The organism is Bacillus sp. TE8-1 (genome assembly GCF_008368855.1).
Lineage (GTDB): Bacteria > Bacillota > Bacilli > Bacillales > Bacillaceae_G > Bacillus_A > Bacillus_A cereus.
The window spans coordinates 1-19,826 of the sequence record NZ_QPET01000002.1 but is presented as its reverse complement, the minus strand read 5'-3'; the positions used below and the strand labels follow the sequence as shown (position 1 = coordinate 19,826).

The following is a 19,826-nucleotide window of genomic DNA, read 5'->3' as shown; positions in this document are numbered from 1 at the left end:
TATATATTCTTGAAAAGAAAAAATGTTCCTCGACTATGTTAAAATAATAGAGAGGTGAGAGTATGGCTGTCATTACAAAAATAGAAGTACAAAAACGATCGAAAGAACGATTTAATATTTATATTGATAAAGGTCAAGGCGAAGAGTACGGATTTAGTGTGGATCAAGTAATCTTAATAAAACATGGATTACAAAAAGGCTTAGAAATTGATGAAATCGAGTTAGGAAATATTTTGTACAATGAAGAAGTACAAAAAGCATATTTACAAGCAATCTCCTATTTATCCTATCAAATGAGAACAAAACAAGAAATAGAAGATTTTTTACGAAAAAAAGAAGTGGGACAGGCCATCATCTCTGAAGTCGTTTCGAAATTATTACATGACCGATATATTAATGATAAAGAGTATGCTGTTTTATATACGCGAACGCAAAGTAATGTGAATCGAAAAGGTCCAACTGTTATTAAAAGAGAGTTATTAAATAAAGGTGTTCAGGATTTAATTATTACACATAGTTTACAAGAATATCCGAAGGAAAAGCAAATTGAGAATGCCTTGTTTCTCATAGAGAAGAAGAAAAAATCTTATCAAAAACATTCTTTTTTACAAATGAAACTAAAGTTAGATGAGATGCTTGTTCGAAAAGGATATTCTAGAGAAGTAATTCAAATTTGTTTGGAAGAATTGAAAGACGAAAAAGATGACGAAAAGCAACAAGAAGCGTTACACTATCATGGGAATAAATATTATGAGAAATATAAGAAGTATGATGGATGGACATTTGAAAACAAGATGAAACAAGCGTTATATCGAAAAGGATTCTCTATTGATGAAATCGAGATATTTTTGCAAATGAAACGCGAAGAGGAATGAGGAGAATAAGATGAATATGCCAAAACGCTACAGTGAAATGACACCGCATGAGCTAAGGGAAGAAATTGGCGCTTTGAAGGAGCAAGCAGTAAAAGCTGAGCAGCTTGGGATTGTCAATGAATTTGATGTATTAATGAGAAAAATGGCAATGGCTCGTGCTTATATGACGGATGTAAACAAATTCCGTATTGGTGAAACATATGAATTAGTAGAAGAACCTGGTGTATTATTTAAAATTACGTATTTCAATGGGGTATTTGCTTGGGGATATAAGCAAAATGATAATGAAGAGATTGGCATACCAATTTCCTTATTGCAAGAAAAATAAAAACCAGAGAGCATATATCTCTCTGGTTTTCATCTTTGGTAGGCGTTAAAGGAGATAGGAGATTCTAAAATTGGCGTTTTTTACATTCATTTGCCAATATAATGAGAGACTGGGTTTGTTGCGTCTGTCCGTTAACTTGTGCTTTCGCATGTTTTGGACGAGTCCACGTATGGTTAAATAATTCAGAACGACTATCTAAGCGATCACGGTAGCTCATCTTTATCACCTCGTGTAGGAAGTTAATTTAATTTGTACTATTCTTCCTGCTGATTTGCAGCACGCATACGTTCTTGTGGGTGCGTGTTAATTGTGCCGTTAGGTCGTTTCGAAGCGAAGCGTGATTTCGCTTTCGGTTGACCGTCGATTTTGCTGTTGTTTTTTGACTCAGACCAAAATTCGGCTTGTTTACCCATTGCGAACGCCCTCCTCATTATCGGTTGATACCTCTTTAAGAAGTATCAATTATAGAATGTGCAAAATTGAAGAAACTATCCTTTAGAAATGAAGGGATAAATAGGTAAAAGGAGATTATAATATGAATGATATTTATGAAACATTAACGAAAGAATTATTAGACAAGAATGACAAGCTTTCTTACGCACAAGCTCGTGCGTGGGTTGAGTTACTATGGGAAGATTTTCAAACAACTTATGCAAAATCAGGTCGTTATCAAGGCGATGAAATGACGGAACAAGTGGTACGATCATGGATTAATAATCATGGTGTACGCCTTCATGAAATGCGGACAAATAATCCGAAGTATAGTCATTTAATTAATCAAGAAGATCATTTGAAACATTAAAAAAAGCGACTTAAGTCGCTTTTTTTAATGTGGAAGTAATTCCAGTTTTTTTCGAAGCTTTTCTTCACTAAAGATCCATCCTGTATAGGAACTAATAATATTTAAATTGTGGTCGAGCTGAACGATTGCAACAAATGGATAATAATCTTTACTTCGATATCGTAAATCAATGAATCGTACTTCATAATAATGGTCATGATCAAAAATATCCCAGCGATATACAGGAGAGAAAGATAGGAAGGCTGAGATGTTTTCATCTTGTTTAGCTGCTCGCATAATATTATTGTCTGGGAACGGTATCCGATCGAACTTATCATATATCATGATGTTACCACGGTGCCATCTCGCAACGTAGTAATAATCAGCCGTAACGACTGCTAAATGGTAATGATAAAATCGGTAAGAAGGAGAAATGATAATCTTTTCGACATTTTTGAAACGTTTGTGTACAACGCTTCTTATATTTCTGTGCATCATAATCCGTCCGATATAGTAAACAATCATTAATATATATGCCGCTAAAGCTGTATATCCCTTATGAGAACCGACGAGCATGCAAGCAATTGCAAGTATATGGATAAAGAAAATTACGGTATCGAATGTATTAATTATGCCAAGTGCGACCCATTTTTTTGTGAAAGGTCGTAATGCTTGTGTACCATAGGCGTTGAAAATATCTACAAAGACGTGAAGAAAGACGGCAATAAATGACCAAAGTAGTAGATGAAGATATGGAGCTTCTGAAAAGAAGGCGAAAGAGATGCCACTTATAAGGAATGACCAAAGAATTACCGCAGGAATAGAATGAGTAATCCCACGATGATTTCTTATATATTTAGCGTTATTACGCAATTTTAAAACTGTGTCAATGTCAGGAATGTTGGAACCAGCAATTGTAGCAAGCATAACAGCTTGGGGGCCAATATCACTTTGTGCTATGGCTGGATCTAATGTTGCTAAGCTACCTAAAGTGATACCCATAACAAGGTGAGTGGCTGTGTCCATAGAAATCCACCTCCGTTTTTTATTAATGTAACTCTTTTTATTCGATACCTCAAGTCCTTTGCCTTCTATTTCCTATGTCATCTTACTTAAATTTTTTCCTAAAATCTTTATAATAGTACTTATATGCAAAAAAATGAGGGGGATCAAGTTTGACACTTGAAATACTAAACAATTTTAATATAGAGCAGTTTCAAAATGATTTAATTGGTTGGTTTGAAGAAGAACAGCGCGACTTACCGTGGAGAAAGAATAAAGATCCATACCGCGTTTGGGTTTCTGAAATTATGTTGCAGCAAACAAGAGTAGAAGCTGTAAAACCATATTACGCAAATTTTATGGGGAAGTTTCCTACACTTGAAGCGTTAGCGAACGCTGATGATGAAGAAGTATTAAAAGCATGGGAAGGTTTAGGATATTATTCTAGAGCACGTAATTTACATGCGGCAGTAAAAGAGGTAAAAGAAGTATACGGCGGGGTTGTACCAAGTGATGTAAAGAAAATTGAAAAGTTAAAAGGAGTAGGACCATATACAAAAGGTGCTATTTTAAGTATCGCATATGGTATACCAGAGCCGGCAGTTGATGGAAATGTTATGCGTGTATTATCTCGTATTTTATCAGTATGGGATGATATTGCAAAACCAAAGACTCGAAAAGTTTTTGAAGAGATTGTGCGTGAAATTATTTCAGTAGAAAACCCATCTTATTTTAATCAAGGATTGATGGAATTAGGTGCATTGATTTGTATTCCTAAAAATCCATCGTGCTTACTTTGTCCTGTGCGTGAGCATTGCAGAGGATATGCTGAAGGTGTTCAAAAAGAATTACCAGTAAAAAGTAAAGCGAAAGCTCCTAAAATGGTACCTATTGTTGCAGGCGTACTTCAAACTGAAGACGGTCGTTACGTTATTAATAAACGTCCAAGTACAGGTTTGTTAGCTAACATGTGGGAGTTTCCTAATGCTGAACTTGGAGAAGGTATTCGAAATCAGAAGGAACAGCTTATAGATTATATGAAAGAAAAATTTGAGCTCGAGGTTTCTATTGATGAATACGCAATGAATGTACAACATACGTTTACACATCGTACTTGGGATATATTTGTATTTTACGGAAAAGTAACCGGTAATATTGTTGATACAGATACATTAAAATTTGTATCGAAAGAGGTATTTGAGCAATTACCTTTCTCAAAATCACACCGTACTATTTATGAAAATTGTGTGGAGAAAATTACAATGCAATAAATAAAAAAGTGTTCCCAATCTAGGGAACACTTTTTTAATCGTAAGAAATTTTTGTCCCATGAGTCCAACTAGCTTCACCTTCTTGTAAGCCGCCTCTTGATTCGATTTCTACTACAATTTCTTTGTAAATACTTTGCCCTTCTACATTTAAATAAGGCAGAACCTGTTGTAGTGAGTGATGAAAATAAGCTAATTCATCTTCTTTCCATTCATTTTTTGAAATCATCGTTAGTTCAGTCATATCGCGTCCTATATACATATTTCCACCTCCATTTCTTATAGTTTGAATAAGTAACAAAAGATATATGCGGAAATTATTCAAAAGAAAATTACGGATAGCTTCTAAGTGAATTGGTTACATTATTGATTGTGGAGGTGAGAAAGATGAGTAAAAAACAACAAGGTTATAACAAAGCAACTTCTGGTGCTAGCATTCAAAGTACAAATGCTAGTTATGGTACAGAGTTTTCAACTGAAACAGATGTACAAGCTGTAAAACAAGCAAACGCACAATCAGAAGCAAAGAAAGCACAAGCTTCTGGTGCACAAAGTGCAAACGCTAGTTATGGTACAGAATTTGCAACTGAAACAGACGTGCATTCTGTGAAAAAACAAAATGCTAAGTCAGCTGCAAAACAATCACAATCTTCTAGCTCAAATCAGTAATGAAAGAAAAACACTTCTCTAATTCGGGAGAAGTGTTTTCTTTTTGCGTGGATCGTTGTAATGAAAAGAAAGCGAACGACATAACTTCTAATAAGTCAACAAATGTAGTCAAAGGAGAAGGAAGTTAACAATTAGAATTATGTAATTAGGAATAATAACTGATGAATAAGTCCAAAAGGGGGTAAGTAATGAACGATTTTGATAAGTTGGTAGGGGAGCAATTAGAAACGATGGATGAATTGTTAAAGTTACAAGCACATCTAGAGAAGTATCAACAAATTGAAATGAATGAAAAAGATACGTGCGATAAAAAAGAACTGCATTTTATCCGCCAGGAAATATATAGAACAGAAGTAGCGTTGAAGATGTTACATGAGAAATTTGAAGAACAAACGAATAGTGTAATTCAATCTTTTGCAACTGAAAAAATGATTTCAAATTTAGGATAAGATATATTGTTATCTTTAGGTGAAAAGTCCTTCTTTGTATGGAAATAGAGAAGGGCTTTTTCTATTACGTGTCCTCGCTTATAAATAATACAGTACAATCCTTTTATCTCCTAAGAAGCGGTGGGGCATAGTATTCAACGATAAACCTCCTGCATATTCAGTTTGAAAAATAGAGTCTTATCCCTTTAGTTTTAAAATTTCGACAAAAAAGTTATAATAGAAAAAAAGTGAATGCCGTTCAAAGGGCATTTGCAGTTGAAAGAAGGGAGCATATATGGGATTTCCCAAAGAAGGAGAAAAAGTACAAATACATAGTTATAAACATAATGGCTCCATTCATAGAATGTGGGAAGAAACAACAATTTTAAAAGGGACACAGAGTCTTGTAATCGGAGCGAATGATCGTACAGTAGTTACAGAATCGGATGGCCGAACATGGATTACTCGTGAACCAGCAATTTGTTATTTTCATGCCAACTATTGGTTTAATGTGATTGGGATGCTTAGGGAAGATGGCGTATATTATTATTGTAATTTAAGCTCACCTTTTGCGTATGATCCTGAAGCATTAAAGTATATTGATTATGATTTAGATATTAAAGTATATCCAGATATGACATATACGCTTCTAGATGAAGATGAGTATGAAAAACATAGTGAAATTATGCAGTATCCACCTGTTATTGATACAATTTTAAAACGAAATGTAGCACATTTAACACAGTGGATTCATCAAAGAAAAGGTCCATTTGCACCAGATTTCGTAGATATGTGGTATGAACGATATTTAATGTACAGAAATTAAAACAAACCTGCAGGGGGCTTCCCGGCAGGTTTGTCCTATTAGAGGGGGGATTATGTGCAAGGCATAAAAAGATATTTACAATTTGTTAAACCATATCGATGGCTTATTGCTATTACAATTATTATTGGACTAGTTAAGTTCGGTATCCCACTTATTATGCCGTGGTTATTAAAGTATATTATCGATGATGTAATTCAAGGCGCTGGCTCACTTCAAGATAAAACATCTCAATTAATAACAGCGATTGGAATTGCTTTCTTTATTTTTGCGGTATTAAGACCACCGATTGAATATTATCGTCAATATTTCGCCCAACGTATCGCAAATACAATACTGTATGATTTGCGGAAGCATATTTTCGGTCACTTACAAAAGTTAAGTTTACGTTATTACTCCAATACAAAAACAGGGGAGATTATTTCGCGTGTCATCCATGATGTAGAACAAACGAAAGATTTTGTAATTACTGGTTTGATGAACGTCTGGTTAGATACTGCAACAATTGCTATTGCTATCATTGTTATGTTTTCTATGAATATAAAATTAACATTTGTTGCGTTATTGATTTTACCTATTTATGTAATTGCAGTGAAATATTTTTTCGGACGTCTTCGGAAATTGACGAAAGAGCGTTCACAAGCGTTAGCGACGATGCAAGGGTATTTGCATGAACGTATTCAAGGAATGCAAGTGACACGTAGCTTTGCGTTAGAAGAGTATGAGGGGAAGCAGTTTGAAAAAAGAAATAATGAATTTTTAACGAAAGCATTAACCCATACAAGTTGGACGGCAAGAACATTTTCGGCAGTAAACACGTTAACCGATTTAGGTCCGTTACTTGTGATTGGTTTTGCAGCATATGAAGTAATTCAAGGGCAGTTAACGCTAGGAACGATGGTAGCTTTTGTTGGATATATGGATAGTTTATATAGTCCGCTTCGCCGCCTTGTTAATTCATCTACAACATTAACACAATCTTTTGCATCGATGGACCGTGTGTTTGAACTGTTAGATGAAAAATACGATATTGTTAATGTACCAAATGCGGTACAAACGAAAAAATTAAATGGAGAAATTGTATTTGACAATGTTTCTTTTCGTTATAATGCAGATGAAAAAGAGATATTACACAACTTGTCATTAACTATGCAACCTGGAGAGAAAGTAGCGCTTGTAGGAGCGAGTGGGGGAGGAAAGTCATCTCTTGCTAGTTTGATCCCGCGTTTCTATGATGTTTCTGAAGGCACGGTTTATGTAGATGGCATAGATGTAAGAAAGTATAATATGAGAAATTTGCGTAGTCATATTGGAATTGTACTGCAAGATAATTTATTGTTTAGCGATACAATTGGAGCTAATATTTTATATGGAAATCCGAAGGCTACAGAGAAAGAGGTGATTGCAGCTGCTAAAGCTGCGCAAATTCATGATTTTATTATAGACTTACCAGATGGTTATAATACTGTCGTTGGAGAACGTGGTGTGAAGCTATCGGGCGGGCAAAGACAACGCGTGGCAATTGCACGAGTGTTTCTAAAGAATCCTTCGGTACTTATATTAGATGAAGCAACTTCAGCATTAGATTTAGAAAATGAAAGGTATATTCAAGAGGCGCTTCAGACGTTAGCTGCTGACCGGACAACGATTATAATTGCACATCGATTAGCGACGATTACGCATGTTGATACGATTATTTACATTGAAGACGGTGAGATTAAAGAGACTGGTTCTCATGAAGAGTTAATGCGAAAAAGAGGATTTTATTACAATTTATATCAACTTCAACATATAACAGAAACAGCTCCTTTAGCATAAAAGGAGCTGTTTTTTATTCGTCTTCTTTTTTATCATCGATTTGGAGTTCTTTTTCTGGTTTATGGTATGTGTAGAAGCTATCTACAAGCAAATCTAAATGCTCTACTTCTTCACTATAGTTAATGATGGAAGAAATAAGAGGGAAGAGATGTAACCATGTTTTATATGCTTCTTCATCGTCTTTATTTTGATATTCCATAAAGATATCAATTAATTCTTGTTTACCTGTTTCAACTTCATCAAGCATTTCAACTGATTGTTGTTTTTTTGCTTTACCAATAAATTTTAATAAAACTTGTTCATGATAATGCGTTAATGAGTCAAGTTCGTTTTGGATAGATTCCTGAAATTCTTCCGGCATATAGCGCAGTTCATTTTCAGTACGGTGTAATGATTTTAACGTACTTAAAGCACGGCTTGTTGTCGCTAACATTTGTCTGAATAAAACGAGCTTACGAATTTTTGCGAACTTTACTTTTTTCGTGTAGCTTCTTTCTTCTTTATACAGCAAATAGTAATGGTTTAGTTTGATCATTTTTTCTTTCATACGATCAATATCAGTTTTTAGCGTTGTAAAATCAGAAGCCTGCCTGCTATTCATTCGAATCCATTTTACAATTTCTTCTGTATTATCAACGATACGATGATAAAGTTTTGTTTCATATTTTGGCGGCATAAATACTAAATTTACAAGTGAAGCCGCAATAATACCAATCATAATCGTCGCAAATCGAAGTAAGGCAAAACTAAAGAAATCTTCGCCTTGATACTCCATAATGGCGATAACTGTTACTAAAGCAATTGATATTGTGTTTTCTAATCGTAATTGTAATGTAAGAGCAATTACTAATATACATGTTAATCCAATAATAAAAGGATTATGTCCAAAAGCAGTAGCAAATGCGATAGCAAATATCGCACCAATTACATTTGCTTGAATTTGTTCAAGTGCTGTTAAATAAGAACGGTATACAGACGGTTGGACAGCAAAGATAGCTGAAATTCCCGCAAATACCGGACTCGGTAATTGAAGTAAAATACAAGCAAATAAAGCTAACGTGATGGCAATACCCGTTTTTAAAATGCGAGCACCAAGTTTCATACCCTTAATAAGATCCTTTCTCTTGTCATAATGAATGTACAACATGATACTATACATTCATTACAATATGTTAGCAAGTGATATTTTAGTGACGTTAAAAGAAATTAGTGTTCATTTTATCCCGCTAATTGTGAGTAGTAAGATTCACGCCTCAAAATTCAGAAGCTGGATGCCGGTAAACGTCCGATTGGTGTAGGCTAATTAAAGTTTCACTTTATAATTTTTCCTAATTCCTTTTAAACATCAGTTTTTAGTAAAAAAACCTGCTGAATTTCAGCAGGTCTCAAATTGTTACTATAGATTACTATGAGAAGCGTACTTCGTCAATTTTTTCTTAATAATGAAAATTACTCATTTTACTCTGTTGAGATAGATGGATCTGCCTGTTCTTTTTTCGGGATAATCTCAAAAAACTTGTTCTGTATATCATCTAATAATGGTGTTAACAAAGCAACTTCCTCATATTGCTCGTGCTCGTTTAGTACACGAATATAGTCTAGCAATAATTCAGTTACATCTTTCAAACCATTTTTACTAATTGGTTGTAATGTAACATTTGCGCCTTTTGCGATTCTTCTTTTTAAGGCCTGTTCTGTTAAGCCTAAGTTTGAATCACGGCGCAAATAAACAACACCGCCAGTCATGCCAGCGCAAATCCATGGACCAGGGTCACCTAAAACAAGCGCTCGCCCATTTGTCATATATTCAAAAGCAAAACCTTTAATATTGGAGTATGCACCTATATTTCCTTGCTCTTTTTCACGGAGTGGTTTTGTTATTCTACCTCCAATTATCATGTCTGCCCCAGAAAGGCGAATGCCAGCGCGAGCATCAGCGTTCCCTTGCACGTATAGTGCCCCTTTTTGTGCACCATATCCAAATCCTTTTCCGACAGAACCGTTATAATATACTCCGTCTTTTCCTTTTGATTTCGTTATATAAATCCCACCACCAAAGGAAGTTTTACCAATGCCATCTTGTGCGCCGCCATTTACGTGTATAAATAAATTTTCACTATTGTAAGCACCTAACCCATTTCCGGGAATAGAACCATTCGTATACTTTAATGTAAGTGGTTCAAGTTGAGTAGCTTCATATAGTTTACTGCGAACGCGATAACATGATTCTAGACCACCCATAACGCGTTGCTCTACACCAACGCCTACCAATTCTTTTGAGTCAGCGGAATGAACTGTCTTAAATTGTTTTTCCGGTACGCCTTCTGTTGTTGTAACAGATGGATGTTCTATTATTTGTAGTAAATTACGTAAGTTTAATAAATTTTCGCCTCGAACTTGCTCTAATAAATCAGAACGCCCAACAATTGCTTGTAAATTTGTATAACCAAGCTGTCCTGTTAATCGTTTTAGTTCTACACCGAAAGAGGTGAATAAATTTAGCAGGCCAGCAACTGCGCTTTCTAATTCGCGTGGGACGAAGCGGCGTAACCCATGTTCTTTTGCTTGTGCTTCAGACTCGATTTGTGTCGCAATTCCAACATGGCAAGTATCTAGATGGCACCCACGGCAAGTAGTACAGCCGATTGCAATCATTGATAGTGTGCCAAATCCAATACGGTTTGCTCCGAGGAGCATGATTTTCAAGGCATCATTTACACTTCGAATACCACCATCTGCCCAAATCTCTACTTTATGTCTCATGCTTGCTTCTAATAAAGCGTTGTGAGCGGCTTTAACACCAATTTCTACAGGGAGACCTACATGCTGCAATGCGTGAATACGTGCAGCGCCTGTTCCGCCATCGAATCCACTAATGTTAATAAAATCAGCGCCAGCTTTGGCGATACCGACAGCAATTGTTCCGATATTAGGAACAACAGGGACTTTCACGGCTACTTTGGCAAGTTGATTAGCTGTTTTAATTTCTGTAATCATTTGAGCTAAATCTTCAATTGAATAAATATCATGGTTATTAGAAGGTGAAATTAAATCTGAGCCGATTGTCGCATTACGTGCTTCAGCGATTTTGGCTGTCACTTTTGAACCAGGTAAATGCCCACCTTCCCCAGGCTTTGCGCCTTGACCGATTTTGATTTCAATTAAGTTTGATGAGTTTAGTAGTTCGGCATTTACTCCAAATCGCCCAGATGCCACTTGTTGTCCACGTGTATGTGGATATTTTCCAATCATATCTTTAATTTCGCCGCCTTCACCGTTCAAGCTAATCATATTTAGCTGATCGGCTGCTTCTGCATATGCGCGAAAGGCAATTTCGTTTTGAGAACCAAATGACATAGAACTAATAATAAATGGTAAATTATGATTTTTGATGCCGATAGATACTTCTTCAGTTGGAACGACATGTTTTGTTTGTTTCGTTTGAACAAGGTGTCTGATTGCAATTGGATTATTCTCTTCTAGTTCACTTAACTTGTCACGGTAATCATCATAAGAATTTCCTTTTGCAACATCGCCGATTGCTTTCCAAATTCGCGGGAATATATGAAATGATTTTCGCATTCTAATTTTAGGATTGTTATAATCCTCTGCTCGTATTTTTGCATCTTCAACAAGTGATTCAAGTGAAAAGGCTAAATCATTTGAACCGAAGAAATTTGTAATCTGTAATATATTTGCGATTTCTTCATGTAACCCAATAGATGAATAGAGACGTCCGTAACCACGTAACTCATGAATTCCAATTGTTGAAATGACTTTTTCTAATCCTTTATTAAGTGCATTATATAGATTCGTAATTGGTGTTTTTGTTCCATCATTTACAGTCGCGAATAATAAATATGGATTAATACCATCTGCTCCTAATCCATATAGCGTGACAATGTCATGTAAGGAGCGAAGAGCACCAGAACGTATAACGAGAGAACAATTGCGGCGTAATTTATTTTCACTTAATGCTTGATGTACTTTAGCAGTAACTAAATGTGGATCAATCCACAATCGTTCATTTAGATGGGCTTTTGCGTCATCTAATACTAGTAGGGAAGCGCCATTGTTAACAGCAGCTATCGCTTCAGAACTAATGCGGCTTAATGCGCATTGCAGAGTTTCTGACGAGCTGAATGTAGCAGAGATTGTGGCGATAGAGTTATGAGTCTTAAATAGCTCTATGAGTTGTTCGTACGTAATTGTGTGTAATTCCTCTGCAATAGGTTGTGCCACGCTGCCTTCTAAAATAATTGGTGAAAGCATTTCAACTACAAATGGCCGTTTTGCGCCGCTTAATAAACTTGGACGCTCTCCAAGTACAGTACGTGTAGAGAAGTGTTCAATTTCACGGTCACGATCAATTGCAGGGTTTGTAACAACAGCTACACTTTCTTTAATAAAGTCAGCGATATTTCGTCTATCAGTATCGAGTGCGGCAAGTGGTGAGTCATGCCCAAGTGAGCGTATTGGCTCAACGCCTTTTGTTGCCATCTGTTCAAGAAGTTGAATATGTTCTCGGTCCCATCCGAAAGCGACGTATTGTTTCGTTTCAACTTGAACAGAATCACATAGCCCTTGGATTTTTTTCGTTTCAGGGATAGATAAATTTAAATGGTAATTGGTAGTATCAATTCGCTTTTTAAAACGGTTATATACTTGGATTTGATATTTGTCATATTCATAAAGAACAAGTTCATCTTGTTCATTCCATTTTAATCCGACTTTTTCTCCAGGAGCGAGTGGTTTTGGTTCTGCTACATATTTAGTTGGTGATACAACTCCAGGTTCAGAAGAGAAAATATAAGAGCTCTCTGTCTCTACTTTCCATACTGGGCGTAATCCAAGGGAATCAACGCTGAAAACAGCTTCATCTTTAAAACGGGAAATGATGCCAGCTGGTCCTTGTGCAAAATGTCCCCATGCTTCACGTATATACGTATATAAATCTTGTAAAGGTGTTTCATAAAGTTTAATTTCATTAATAATTGGTGGGAATAGAATTTCCATTGCTTCAAATAAGCTGTAGCCGTATTGAACAAGTAGGGTTTCTAAGGTGCGGTTTAAATCTTGAGAGTCACTGCCTCCTGCAGTAAGTGGTACATCAATCATTTCAGCTTGATCGCGTAATTTCGCAATTGTGTTAATTTCACCATTATGTCCGAGAATGCTAAATGGTTGTACACGAAAAAAATTAGATAATGTATTAGTAGAGTAGCGGTTATGTCCTAATGTCATAGTTGAAGCGATAAGCGGATGTTGTAAATCATTATAGTAGGCAACAAGCGTATCACCAGCACCTAGAACTTTATATACAACATGATCATGACTTAATGAAGCAACATGAATTGCTTCGTTTTCCTCTATTTTTATTGTGACAGAAAATAATGTTTGCTCAATATTTGTAATTTCGTTTTCTGCGATAAGGGCAACTTGCCAAAATAAAGGTTCTTCTTGTTTACCAAGTGGACCGAGCGCATCTGAGTTTGTTGCATCATCACTTTCGAAAATGATTGCAAAGTTTTTGTTGTTTAATTGCGTACGAATATAATCTTTTAAGGCAGTAATGTTTTCTTTTTTATTTAGAAAAAAATGTCCAACGATAAAGTGGGGATGATCCACAATCGTTGGATTATATCCGCTACTTTTTAGTTTTTCATTCCAAAGCGTTTTTGGTATATCAATGTGAATGCCGATGCCATCGCCCTCGCCATTAATGAAACCAGCTCTATGATTCATTTTGACGAGTGATTGTATGCAAAGGTCAATGTTTTCTTTTGTAGCAATTTTTCGTTTCTCCATAACGGAAACGATTCCACACGCATCATGTTCTGCATTTCTATAATCTCGAAATAAAGACGGTGTCCATGTATTTTTTTTATTGAGCATCCGTCAATCCCCCCTTTTGTAAAAGTTAGAATAATCTTACTATTTAAGGTGCAAATCACCTTGTACACAGAGATAGTAATGCTGTAAAAGAATATAAAACAGATAATTATGAATAATTATACTATTAATGCGTGATTTATGAAATAGAAAAAAGGAAAAAAGAAAGGTGAGCTTTCTTTTTTCCTTTTAATGAAGGGATTATTTATTGTCTGCTAGGGCAGCAAATGCTCTGCCGACAGCTTCGATTGTATATTCAATATCTTCTTTTGTATGTTCTGTAGTTAAGAACCATGCCTCGTATTTAGAAGGTGCTAAGTTAACTCCTTCTTGAAGCATAAGCTTGAAGAATTTACCGAACATTTCACCGTCTGTATCTTGTGCGGCATCGTAATCTTCAATTGTATTAGTTGTGAAGTATACAGTTAAAGCCCCTTTTAGACGATTTAATGTAATGTCGATATTATGTTTCGCTGCTTGCTCTAAAATTCCTTTTTCAAGCATTGCACCAAGTTCATCTAATTTCTCATAAAGCCCTTCTTGTTGAAGTACTTCTAGACAAGCGATACCTGATGCCATAGAAGCAGGGTTTCCTGCCATTGTACCAGCTTGGTATGCAGGTCCAAGCGGAGCAACTTGTTCCATAATTTCTTTCTTACCACCGTAAGCACCGATTGGTAAGCCGCCGCCAATAACTTTACCAAGCGCTGTTAAGTCGGGTGTAACACCAAGTAAGTCTTGAGCACCGCCGTACATAAAGCGGAAAGCAGTAATAACTTCATCATAAATTACTAGTGCGCCAGCTTCGTGAACAAGTTCATTCACTTTTTCAAGGAATCCAGGTTTAGGCTCTACAATACCGAAGTTTCCAACGATCGGTTCTACAAGGATAGCTGCTACTTCATGACCCCATTTATCTAAAGCTTCTTTTAAAGTTTCTACATTGTTAAATGGAACGGTAATAACTTCTTGTGCGATACTTTGTGGTACGCCAGCTGAGTCAGGAGTTCCTAAAGTAGAAGGGCCAGATCCAGCTGCCACAAGTACTAAATCAGAATGACCGTGGTAACAACCAGCAAATTTCATGATTTTTGTGCGACCTGTATAAGCACGAGCAACACGAATCGTTGTCATCACTGCTTCTGTACCAGAGTTTACGAAACGGACTTTATCTAATGCAGGCATTGCTTCTTTTAACATTTTTGCGAATTTTACCTCTAGCGCTGTTGGTGTTCCATAAAGTACCCCATTTTCAGCAGCTGTTGTAATTGCTTTTGTTATATGCGGATGAGCATGTCCAGTAATAATAGGACCGTATGCTGCTAAATAATCGATATATTTATTTCCGTCTACATCCCAGAAATAAGCGCCTTTCCCACGTTCCATAGCAACAGGAGCGCCGCCGCCAACTGCTTTAAAAGAACGAGAAGGACTGTTAACACCGCCAACGATATGCTCTAAAGCTTCTTTATGTAATGCTTCTGACTTTGTGAAATTCACTACAATTCATCTCCTTACAAAAATCTATGTATTATTCTAACATGTTTTTCGAAAAGACGTATTGTTTGTGATAGCGAAGGCAGTTGGGTAAACTATTCGTTGTGACATTTAGGAGGGGGGTCCGATTATGAAATCGGTAATTGAGGTACAAGGGTTACGTAAAGAGTTTACAGCCTATTCAAGTCGTCCGGGCTTAAAGGGTGCATTTCGCGATTTATTAAATCGTAATTATAAAATAGTACCAGCAGTAAATGATGTATCTTTTACTGTGAAGCAAGGTGAAATGGTTGGTTATATCGGTGAGAACGGTGCTGGTAAATCAACAACAATTAAAATGCTTACGGGGATTTTAACTCCGACATCAGGGCAAATCACAGTAAATGGAATGAACCCACATAAACAAAGAGAAGAATTTGTAAGAACAATTGGTGTTGTTTTTGGACAGCGTTCGCAACTTTGGTGGGATATTGCAGTACAAGAATCGTTTCGTTTATTAAAGAAAGTGTATGGTGTATCAGACGCTCAGTATAAGGAGCATATGGAACACGTAATTGAAACGTTAGATATAGGGCCCTTATTAGATAAACCAGTTCGAAAATTATCTCTTGGTCAAAGGATGCGTTGTGAATTAGCGGCAGCCTTAATTCATAATCCACCGTTATTATTTTTAGATGAGCCAACAATTGGGTTAGATGTACTTGTGAAATTGAAAATACGTGAATTTTTAAAAGAAATGAATGAACGTTATAAAACAACAATTTTATTAACAACACACGATATTACTGATATTGAAGCTTTATGTGAGCGCGTTATCATGCTGGATGAAGGAAATATTATGTATGACGGTTCTTTAAATAATCTTCGTACGCAGTGGGGAGCGGAGAAGGAAATTCACTTTCAGTTTGTTGCACCAGTTTCCTATCAGGCTTTATCAATGGTTATGCCAGATAATCATGTCGTTTGGTCGAAAGCAAAAGAGGAAAATGCATGGGTTGCAAAAATTCCGAATGAAGAAGTTATTATTTCAATGCTTATTTCTAAAGTAGTACAAGCCTTTCAAATTAAAGATTTAAAAATTAACGAAGTGTCTACAGAGGAAATTATTCGTAACATTTATGAAGAAGGTATTACGCATGGGTAAGTATATTGAAATGATTCGAATTCGCTTTTTAATGATGCTTGCGTATCGTACAAATTACTATAGCGGGATTTTAATTTATACGATTAATATCGGTGCTTACTATTTTTTATGGCAAGCAATTTATAGCGGAAAAGAGAATATTGAAAGTTTATCTATTTCGCAAATGACCACGTATATCGCAATCGCGTGGATGGCACGTGCCTTCTATTTTAATAATATAGATAGGGAAATTGCGATGGAGATTCAAGAAGGACGTGTGGCTGTAGAATTAATTCGTCCGTATAACTATTTGGGAATGAAAGTTATGCAAGGTCTTGGCGAGGGAATATTTCGTTTTGCCTTCTTTTCCATTCCAGGCATGGTTATCGTTACGTTATTATTTTCGTTGCAAATTACAACAAATTTTCAAACGTGGTTATATTTCTTCTTATCTTTAATATTTAGTTTTATTATTAATACACAAATTAATTTAATGACGGGAATGCTTACGTTTTTCCTATTTAATAATAGTGGGATTATGTATGCAAAACGCGTTGTTATTGATTTATTTTCAGGTCTATTATTACCAATTAGTTTTTATCCGCTATGGGCCCAAAAAGCAATGATGTTTTTACCGTTTCAGGCTATTAGTTATATTCCAAGTATGATTTTTTCTGAAGGTATACAGGGGAGTAAGTTGTATGAGGCTTTAGTATTTCAAGTGATTTGGGCGATTGTACTTATTATTCCAATTGTACTCATGTGGAGAACGGCGAGAAAACGTCTAATTGTACAAGGGGGATGATGAGATGCTATATATAAACTTATTTTTACAATATGCAAGTCAATATATAAAAACAAAATTGGAGTATCGAGGCGATTTTATCGTTGGTTTACTTTCTGATTTATCGCTTCAAGCAGTTAATTTAATATTTATTCTCGTTGTATTTGGGCATACACAAGCATTGAAGGGATGGAGTCGAGAAGAAGTAATCTTTATTTATGGTTTCTTTTTAGTACCATTTGCCATCTTTTCAGCTTTCTTTAATATATGGGATTTTAATGATCGATACATTATTAAAGGGGAGATGGATCGTGTATTAACGCGGCCGATCCATAGCCTATTTCAAATTATATTAGAAAGAATGGAACTTGAATCTTTAATTGGAGCTATTACAGGGATTGTTGTAATGGGATATGCAGCTGTGGAGTTACAATTATCTTTTTACTGGTATGATTTCTTCTTATTTATATTGATGGTAGGAGGAGGAGCACTTGTATATGGAGGTATATTTGTTACGCTGGCGAGCCTTGGCTTTTGGTCGGATGCGAAAAGTTCAATTATGCCTCTTATGTATAACATAGGTAATTACGGGCGCTATCCTGTTAATATTTATAATCGTGTAATTCGTTTCATTTTAACGTTTGTTTTACCGTTTGCGTTTGTTGGAGTATATCCAGCGGCATACTTTTTAAGAAAAACAGAATGGAATAGTTATGCATTTGCGACGCCAATTGTTGGTGTTATCTGTTTTACGATTGCAATCACCCTCTGGAACCAAGGGGTAAAAAGGTATCGTGGCGCGGGTAATTAATTATAGAAGCTTGTTCGTTTCTAAGGGATAAATCAGTTCTCCACCTCATACATATAAAATGAGGTGGAGGACATGTTATGGGGATTTATTCTATTAATTGCAGCAATCGCTATTTTGAAAAGTGTCCAATTATTATGGAGTTCCTATTCGGATTCAACGCGTTTTTTTTCGCTCTATAATTTGGCCACATTATTTTTAATCTATACAACAGTACTAATCGCATTTGGATTAAGTTACGTTGTATTAGAGGAAATGGGTTTCGCAGTTTTGAAAGAGGACGGAGAAAGTTTGAACGCTCATTCTTTTCAACTCGTCGAAGTTTGTTTATATTTTAGCGCAGTTACTTTATTGTCTGTTGGATATGGTGACATATCTCCGATTGGAATTGGGCGATGGATTGCAATCGCAGAAGCACTAATTGGATATACACTCCCTTTTGCTTTTGTGATGAGGTCTGTAATAGACAATGAAAAATAAGGAAGCATTTGTTATAGTAAAGGAAAAGAGTAGGAGTGATAACTATGATTACAGTAGGAGAAATGGCACCAGAATTCACATTAGAGGGAAGTAATGGAGAAGAAGTTCGCCTAGCTGATTTCCGCGGTAAAAATGTAGTTCTCTATTTTTATCCGAAAGATATGACGCCAGGATGTACAACTGAAGCATGTGATTTTCGTGATGCGTATGGAGTATTTCAAGAGAAGGATACGGTTATTCTTGGAGTAAGTCCTGATTCAGCGAATAGACATTTGAAATTCATTGAGAAACATGAATTGCCATTTACACTTTTAGTAGATGAAGATCATAAAGTAGCAGAGTTATACGATGTTTGGAAGTTAAAAAAGAACTTTGGGAAAGAGTATATGGGAATCGAGCGTTCTACATTCCTTATTAATAAAGACGGTGAACTTGTAAAAGAGTGGCGTAAAGTGAAAGTGAAAGGACATATTGAGGATGTTCTTTCTTATATAAAATAAATCTACATTGGAGATAAAATATGCAGAAACAAGGCAAGTGTCTATACATATTTTACTGCCTTACATAAAGTGGAAGTGTAGGGCATACCTCCTCAGATGATAGTATTCCAAGTGCGATTATGTCGCACTTTTTTCTATGGAATATATGAAGAAAAAAGGGAAAGATACATAAAAACAAGTCCTGAATATAAAAATAAACTACATACTTATAGTAGAAATATTGACGATTTATAAGAAAAGGAGTACACTCTTTATAAGAATTATAAAATAATAATCCGTATAGAATCGGGGTGCATGACGGTGGTCAAAGAAGAATTAAAAGAAGCGCTAGAAATGCTGAAAAATACGGGTGTACGCATTACTCCACAGCGTCATGCTATTTTAGAGTACCTTGTGGAATCAATGACGCACCCAACAGCGGATGATATTTATAAAGCATTAGAAGGTAAGTTTCCAAATATGAGTGTTGCAACTGTCTATAATAACTTACGTGTGTTTAAAGAGGTTGGACTTGTAAAGGAATTAACTTATGGAGACGCTTCAAGTAGATTTGATTATGTTACAAGTCAACATTATCATGTGATTTGCGAAAAATGTGGTAAGATTGTTGATTTTCCTTATGGAGGCTTGGAAAAGCTGGAAGAGGAAGCTGCGAAAACGACAGGCTTCGTTATCAATAGTCATCGCTTAGAAATTTATGGCGTTTGTCCAGAGTGTCATAAGGCGTAATATATAATAAAGAAAGAGGCT

At 35.8% G+C, this 19,826-nt stretch carries 21 protein-coding genes; 14 read left to right on the top strand and 7 right to left on the bottom strand.

Features of this window, described 5'->3' with window-relative positions; all coding sequences use genetic code 11:
* Positions 1–62: 62 nt before the first annotated feature.
* Together recX and DN404_RS01460 are read left to right on the top strand one after the other, a co-directional pair.
* Complete coding sequence (gene recX, locus DN404_RS01465; protein ID WP_025710264.1) at positions 63–875, top strand: recombination regulator RecX; 813 nt, start codon at positions 63–65, stop codon at positions 873–875.
* A 10-nt stretch (positions 876–885) separates the two neighbouring features.
* On the top strand, positions 886–1,203 hold the full coding sequence (locus tag DN404_RS01460) for a YfhH family protein (RefSeq protein ID WP_001057025.1): 318 nt from the start codon (positions 886–888) through the stop codon (positions 1,201–1,203).
* A gap of 64 nt (positions 1,204–1,267) precedes the next feature.
* Here the strand turns inward: DN404_RS01460 and DN404_RS01455 are convergent, their stop codons facing one another.
* Positions 1,268–1,420 carry a YpzG family protein gene (locus DN404_RS01455; RefSeq protein ID WP_000122093.1) on the bottom strand — a complete coding sequence of 51 codons (153 nt, stop codon included), beginning with the start codon at positions 1,418–1,420 and terminating at the stop codon, positions 1,268–1,270.
* Positions 1,421–1,457: 37 nt separating this feature from the next.
* Complete coding sequence (locus tag DN404_RS01450) at positions 1,458–1,616, bottom strand: small, acid-soluble spore protein K (protein ID WP_000517891.1); 159 nt, start codon at positions 1,614–1,616, stop codon at positions 1,458–1,460.
* 122 nt (positions 1,617–1,738) lie between these two features.
* Here DN404_RS01450 and DN404_RS01445 point away from each other — a divergent pair, with 122 nt between their 5' ends.
* Complete coding sequence (locus tag DN404_RS01445) at positions 1,739–2,005, top strand: YfhJ family protein (protein WP_000998166.1); 267 nt, start codon at positions 1,739–1,741, stop codon at positions 2,003–2,005.
* A gap of 24 nt (positions 2,006–2,029) precedes the next feature.
* Here the strand turns inward: DN404_RS01445 and DN404_RS01440 are convergent, their stop codons facing one another.
* Positions 2,030–3,010, bottom strand: a complete 981-nt coding sequence (locus tag DN404_RS01440) for a metal-dependent hydrolase (protein ID WP_000379109.1) — start codon at positions 3,008–3,010, stop codon at positions 2,030–2,032.
* A gap of 149 nt (positions 3,011–3,159) precedes the next feature.
* Here DN404_RS01440 and mutY point away from each other — a divergent pair, with 149 nt between their 5' ends.
* On the top strand, positions 3,160–4,257 hold the full coding sequence (gene mutY / locus DN404_RS01435) for an A/G-specific adenine glycosylase (protein WP_000171397.1): 1,098 nt from the start codon (positions 3,160–3,162) through the stop codon (positions 4,255–4,257).
* Between the two features lie 34 nt (positions 4,258–4,291).
* Here mutY and DN404_RS01430 read toward each other — a convergent pair whose 3' ends face one another.
* Entirely contained in the window at positions 4,292–4,516 is a 225-nt protein-coding gene (locus DN404_RS01430) for a hypothetical protein (protein WP_000275436.1), read from the bottom strand.
* A 125-nt stretch (positions 4,517–4,641) separates the two neighbouring features.
* Between DN404_RS01430 and DN404_RS01425 the strand changes: the two genes are divergently transcribed.
* From DN404_RS01425 to DN404_RS01410, 4 genes are all read left to right on the top strand, one after another.
* Positions 4,642–4,923, top strand: a complete 282-nt coding sequence (locus tag DN404_RS01425) for a gamma-type small acid-soluble spore protein (RefSeq protein ID WP_000039046.1) — start codon at positions 4,642–4,644, stop codon at positions 4,921–4,923.
* Between the two features lie 188 nt (positions 4,924–5,111).
* Positions 5,112–5,372 carry a YgaB family protein gene (locus tag DN404_RS01420; protein ID WP_000997575.1) on the top strand — a complete coding sequence of 87 codons (261 nt, stop codon included), beginning with the start codon at positions 5,112–5,114 and terminating at the stop codon, positions 5,370–5,372.
* Positions 5,373–5,646: 274 nt separating this feature from the next.
* Complete coding sequence (ntdP, locus tag DN404_RS01415) at positions 5,647–6,177, top strand: nucleoside tri-diphosphate phosphatase (protein WP_000506622.1); 531 nt, start codon at positions 5,647–5,649, stop codon at positions 6,175–6,177.
* Between the two features lie 54 nt (positions 6,178–6,231).
* Positions 6,232–7,992, top strand: coding sequence for an ABC transporter ATP-binding protein (locus DN404_RS01410; RefSeq protein ID WP_001161598.1), 1,761 nt, complete (start codon positions 6,232–6,234; stop codon positions 7,990–7,992).
* Between the two features lie 13 nt (positions 7,993–8,005).
* Here the strand turns inward: DN404_RS01410 and DN404_RS01405 are convergent, their stop codons facing one another.
* From DN404_RS01405 to hemL, 3 genes are all read right to left on the bottom strand, one after another.
* The gene (locus tag DN404_RS01405; protein ID WP_000765787.1) at positions 8,006–9,094 is read right to left on the bottom strand and encodes an aromatic acid exporter family protein; all 1,089 of its coding nucleotides are present in this window, start codon (positions 9,092–9,094) and stop codon (positions 8,006–8,008) included.
* Positions 9,095–9,450: 356 nt separating this feature from the next.
* Positions 9,451–13,887: a glutamate synthase-related protein gene (locus DN404_RS01400; RefSeq protein ID WP_000932758.1), complete on the bottom strand. Its 4,437-nt coding sequence runs from the start codon at positions 13,885–13,887 to the stop codon at positions 9,451–9,453.
* A 198-nt stretch (positions 13,888–14,085) separates the two neighbouring features.
* On the bottom strand, positions 14,086–15,384 hold the full coding sequence (gene hemL / locus DN404_RS01395; RefSeq protein ID WP_001011863.1) for a glutamate-1-semialdehyde-2,1-aminomutase: 1,299 nt from the start codon (positions 15,382–15,384) through the stop codon (positions 14,086–14,088).
* A gap of 127 nt (positions 15,385–15,511) precedes the next feature.
* On the opposite strand from hemL, the gene DN404_RS01390 reads away from it, so the two are divergent.
* From DN404_RS01390 to perR, 6 genes are all read left to right on the top strand, one after another.
* Positions 15,512–16,525, top strand: coding sequence for an ABC transporter ATP-binding protein (locus tag DN404_RS01390; RefSeq protein WP_000843655.1), 1,014 nt, complete (start codon positions 15,512–15,514; stop codon positions 16,523–16,525).
* Positions 16,518–17,309, top strand: coding sequence for an ABC transporter permease (locus DN404_RS01385; protein WP_000521519.1), 792 nt, complete (start codon positions 16,518–16,520; stop codon positions 17,307–17,309). The genes DN404_RS01390 and DN404_RS01385 overlap by 8 nt, the downstream gene beginning before the upstream one ends.
* A gap of 4 nt (positions 17,310–17,313) precedes the next feature.
* Positions 17,314–18,099: an ABC transporter permease gene (locus tag DN404_RS01380; protein WP_000965773.1), complete on the top strand. Its 786-nt coding sequence runs from the start codon at positions 17,314–17,316 to the stop codon at positions 18,097–18,099.
* Positions 18,100–18,171: 72 nt separating this feature from the next.
* Positions 18,172–18,576: a potassium channel family protein gene (locus tag DN404_RS01375; protein ID WP_000964343.1), complete on the top strand. Its 405-nt coding sequence runs from the start codon at positions 18,172–18,174 to the stop codon at positions 18,574–18,576.
* A 44-nt stretch (positions 18,577–18,620) separates the two neighbouring features.
* Positions 18,621–19,076: a thioredoxin-dependent thiol peroxidase gene (gene bcp / locus DN404_RS01370; RefSeq protein ID WP_000633710.1), complete on the top strand. Its 456-nt coding sequence runs from the start codon at positions 18,621–18,623 to the stop codon at positions 19,074–19,076.
* A 300-nt stretch (positions 19,077–19,376) separates the two neighbouring features.
* Entirely contained in the window at positions 19,377–19,805 is a 429-nt protein-coding gene (gene perR, locus DN404_RS01365) for a peroxide-responsive transcriptional repressor PerR (RefSeq protein ID WP_000237829.1), read from the top strand.
* Positions 19,806–19,826 lie beyond the last annotated feature (21 nt).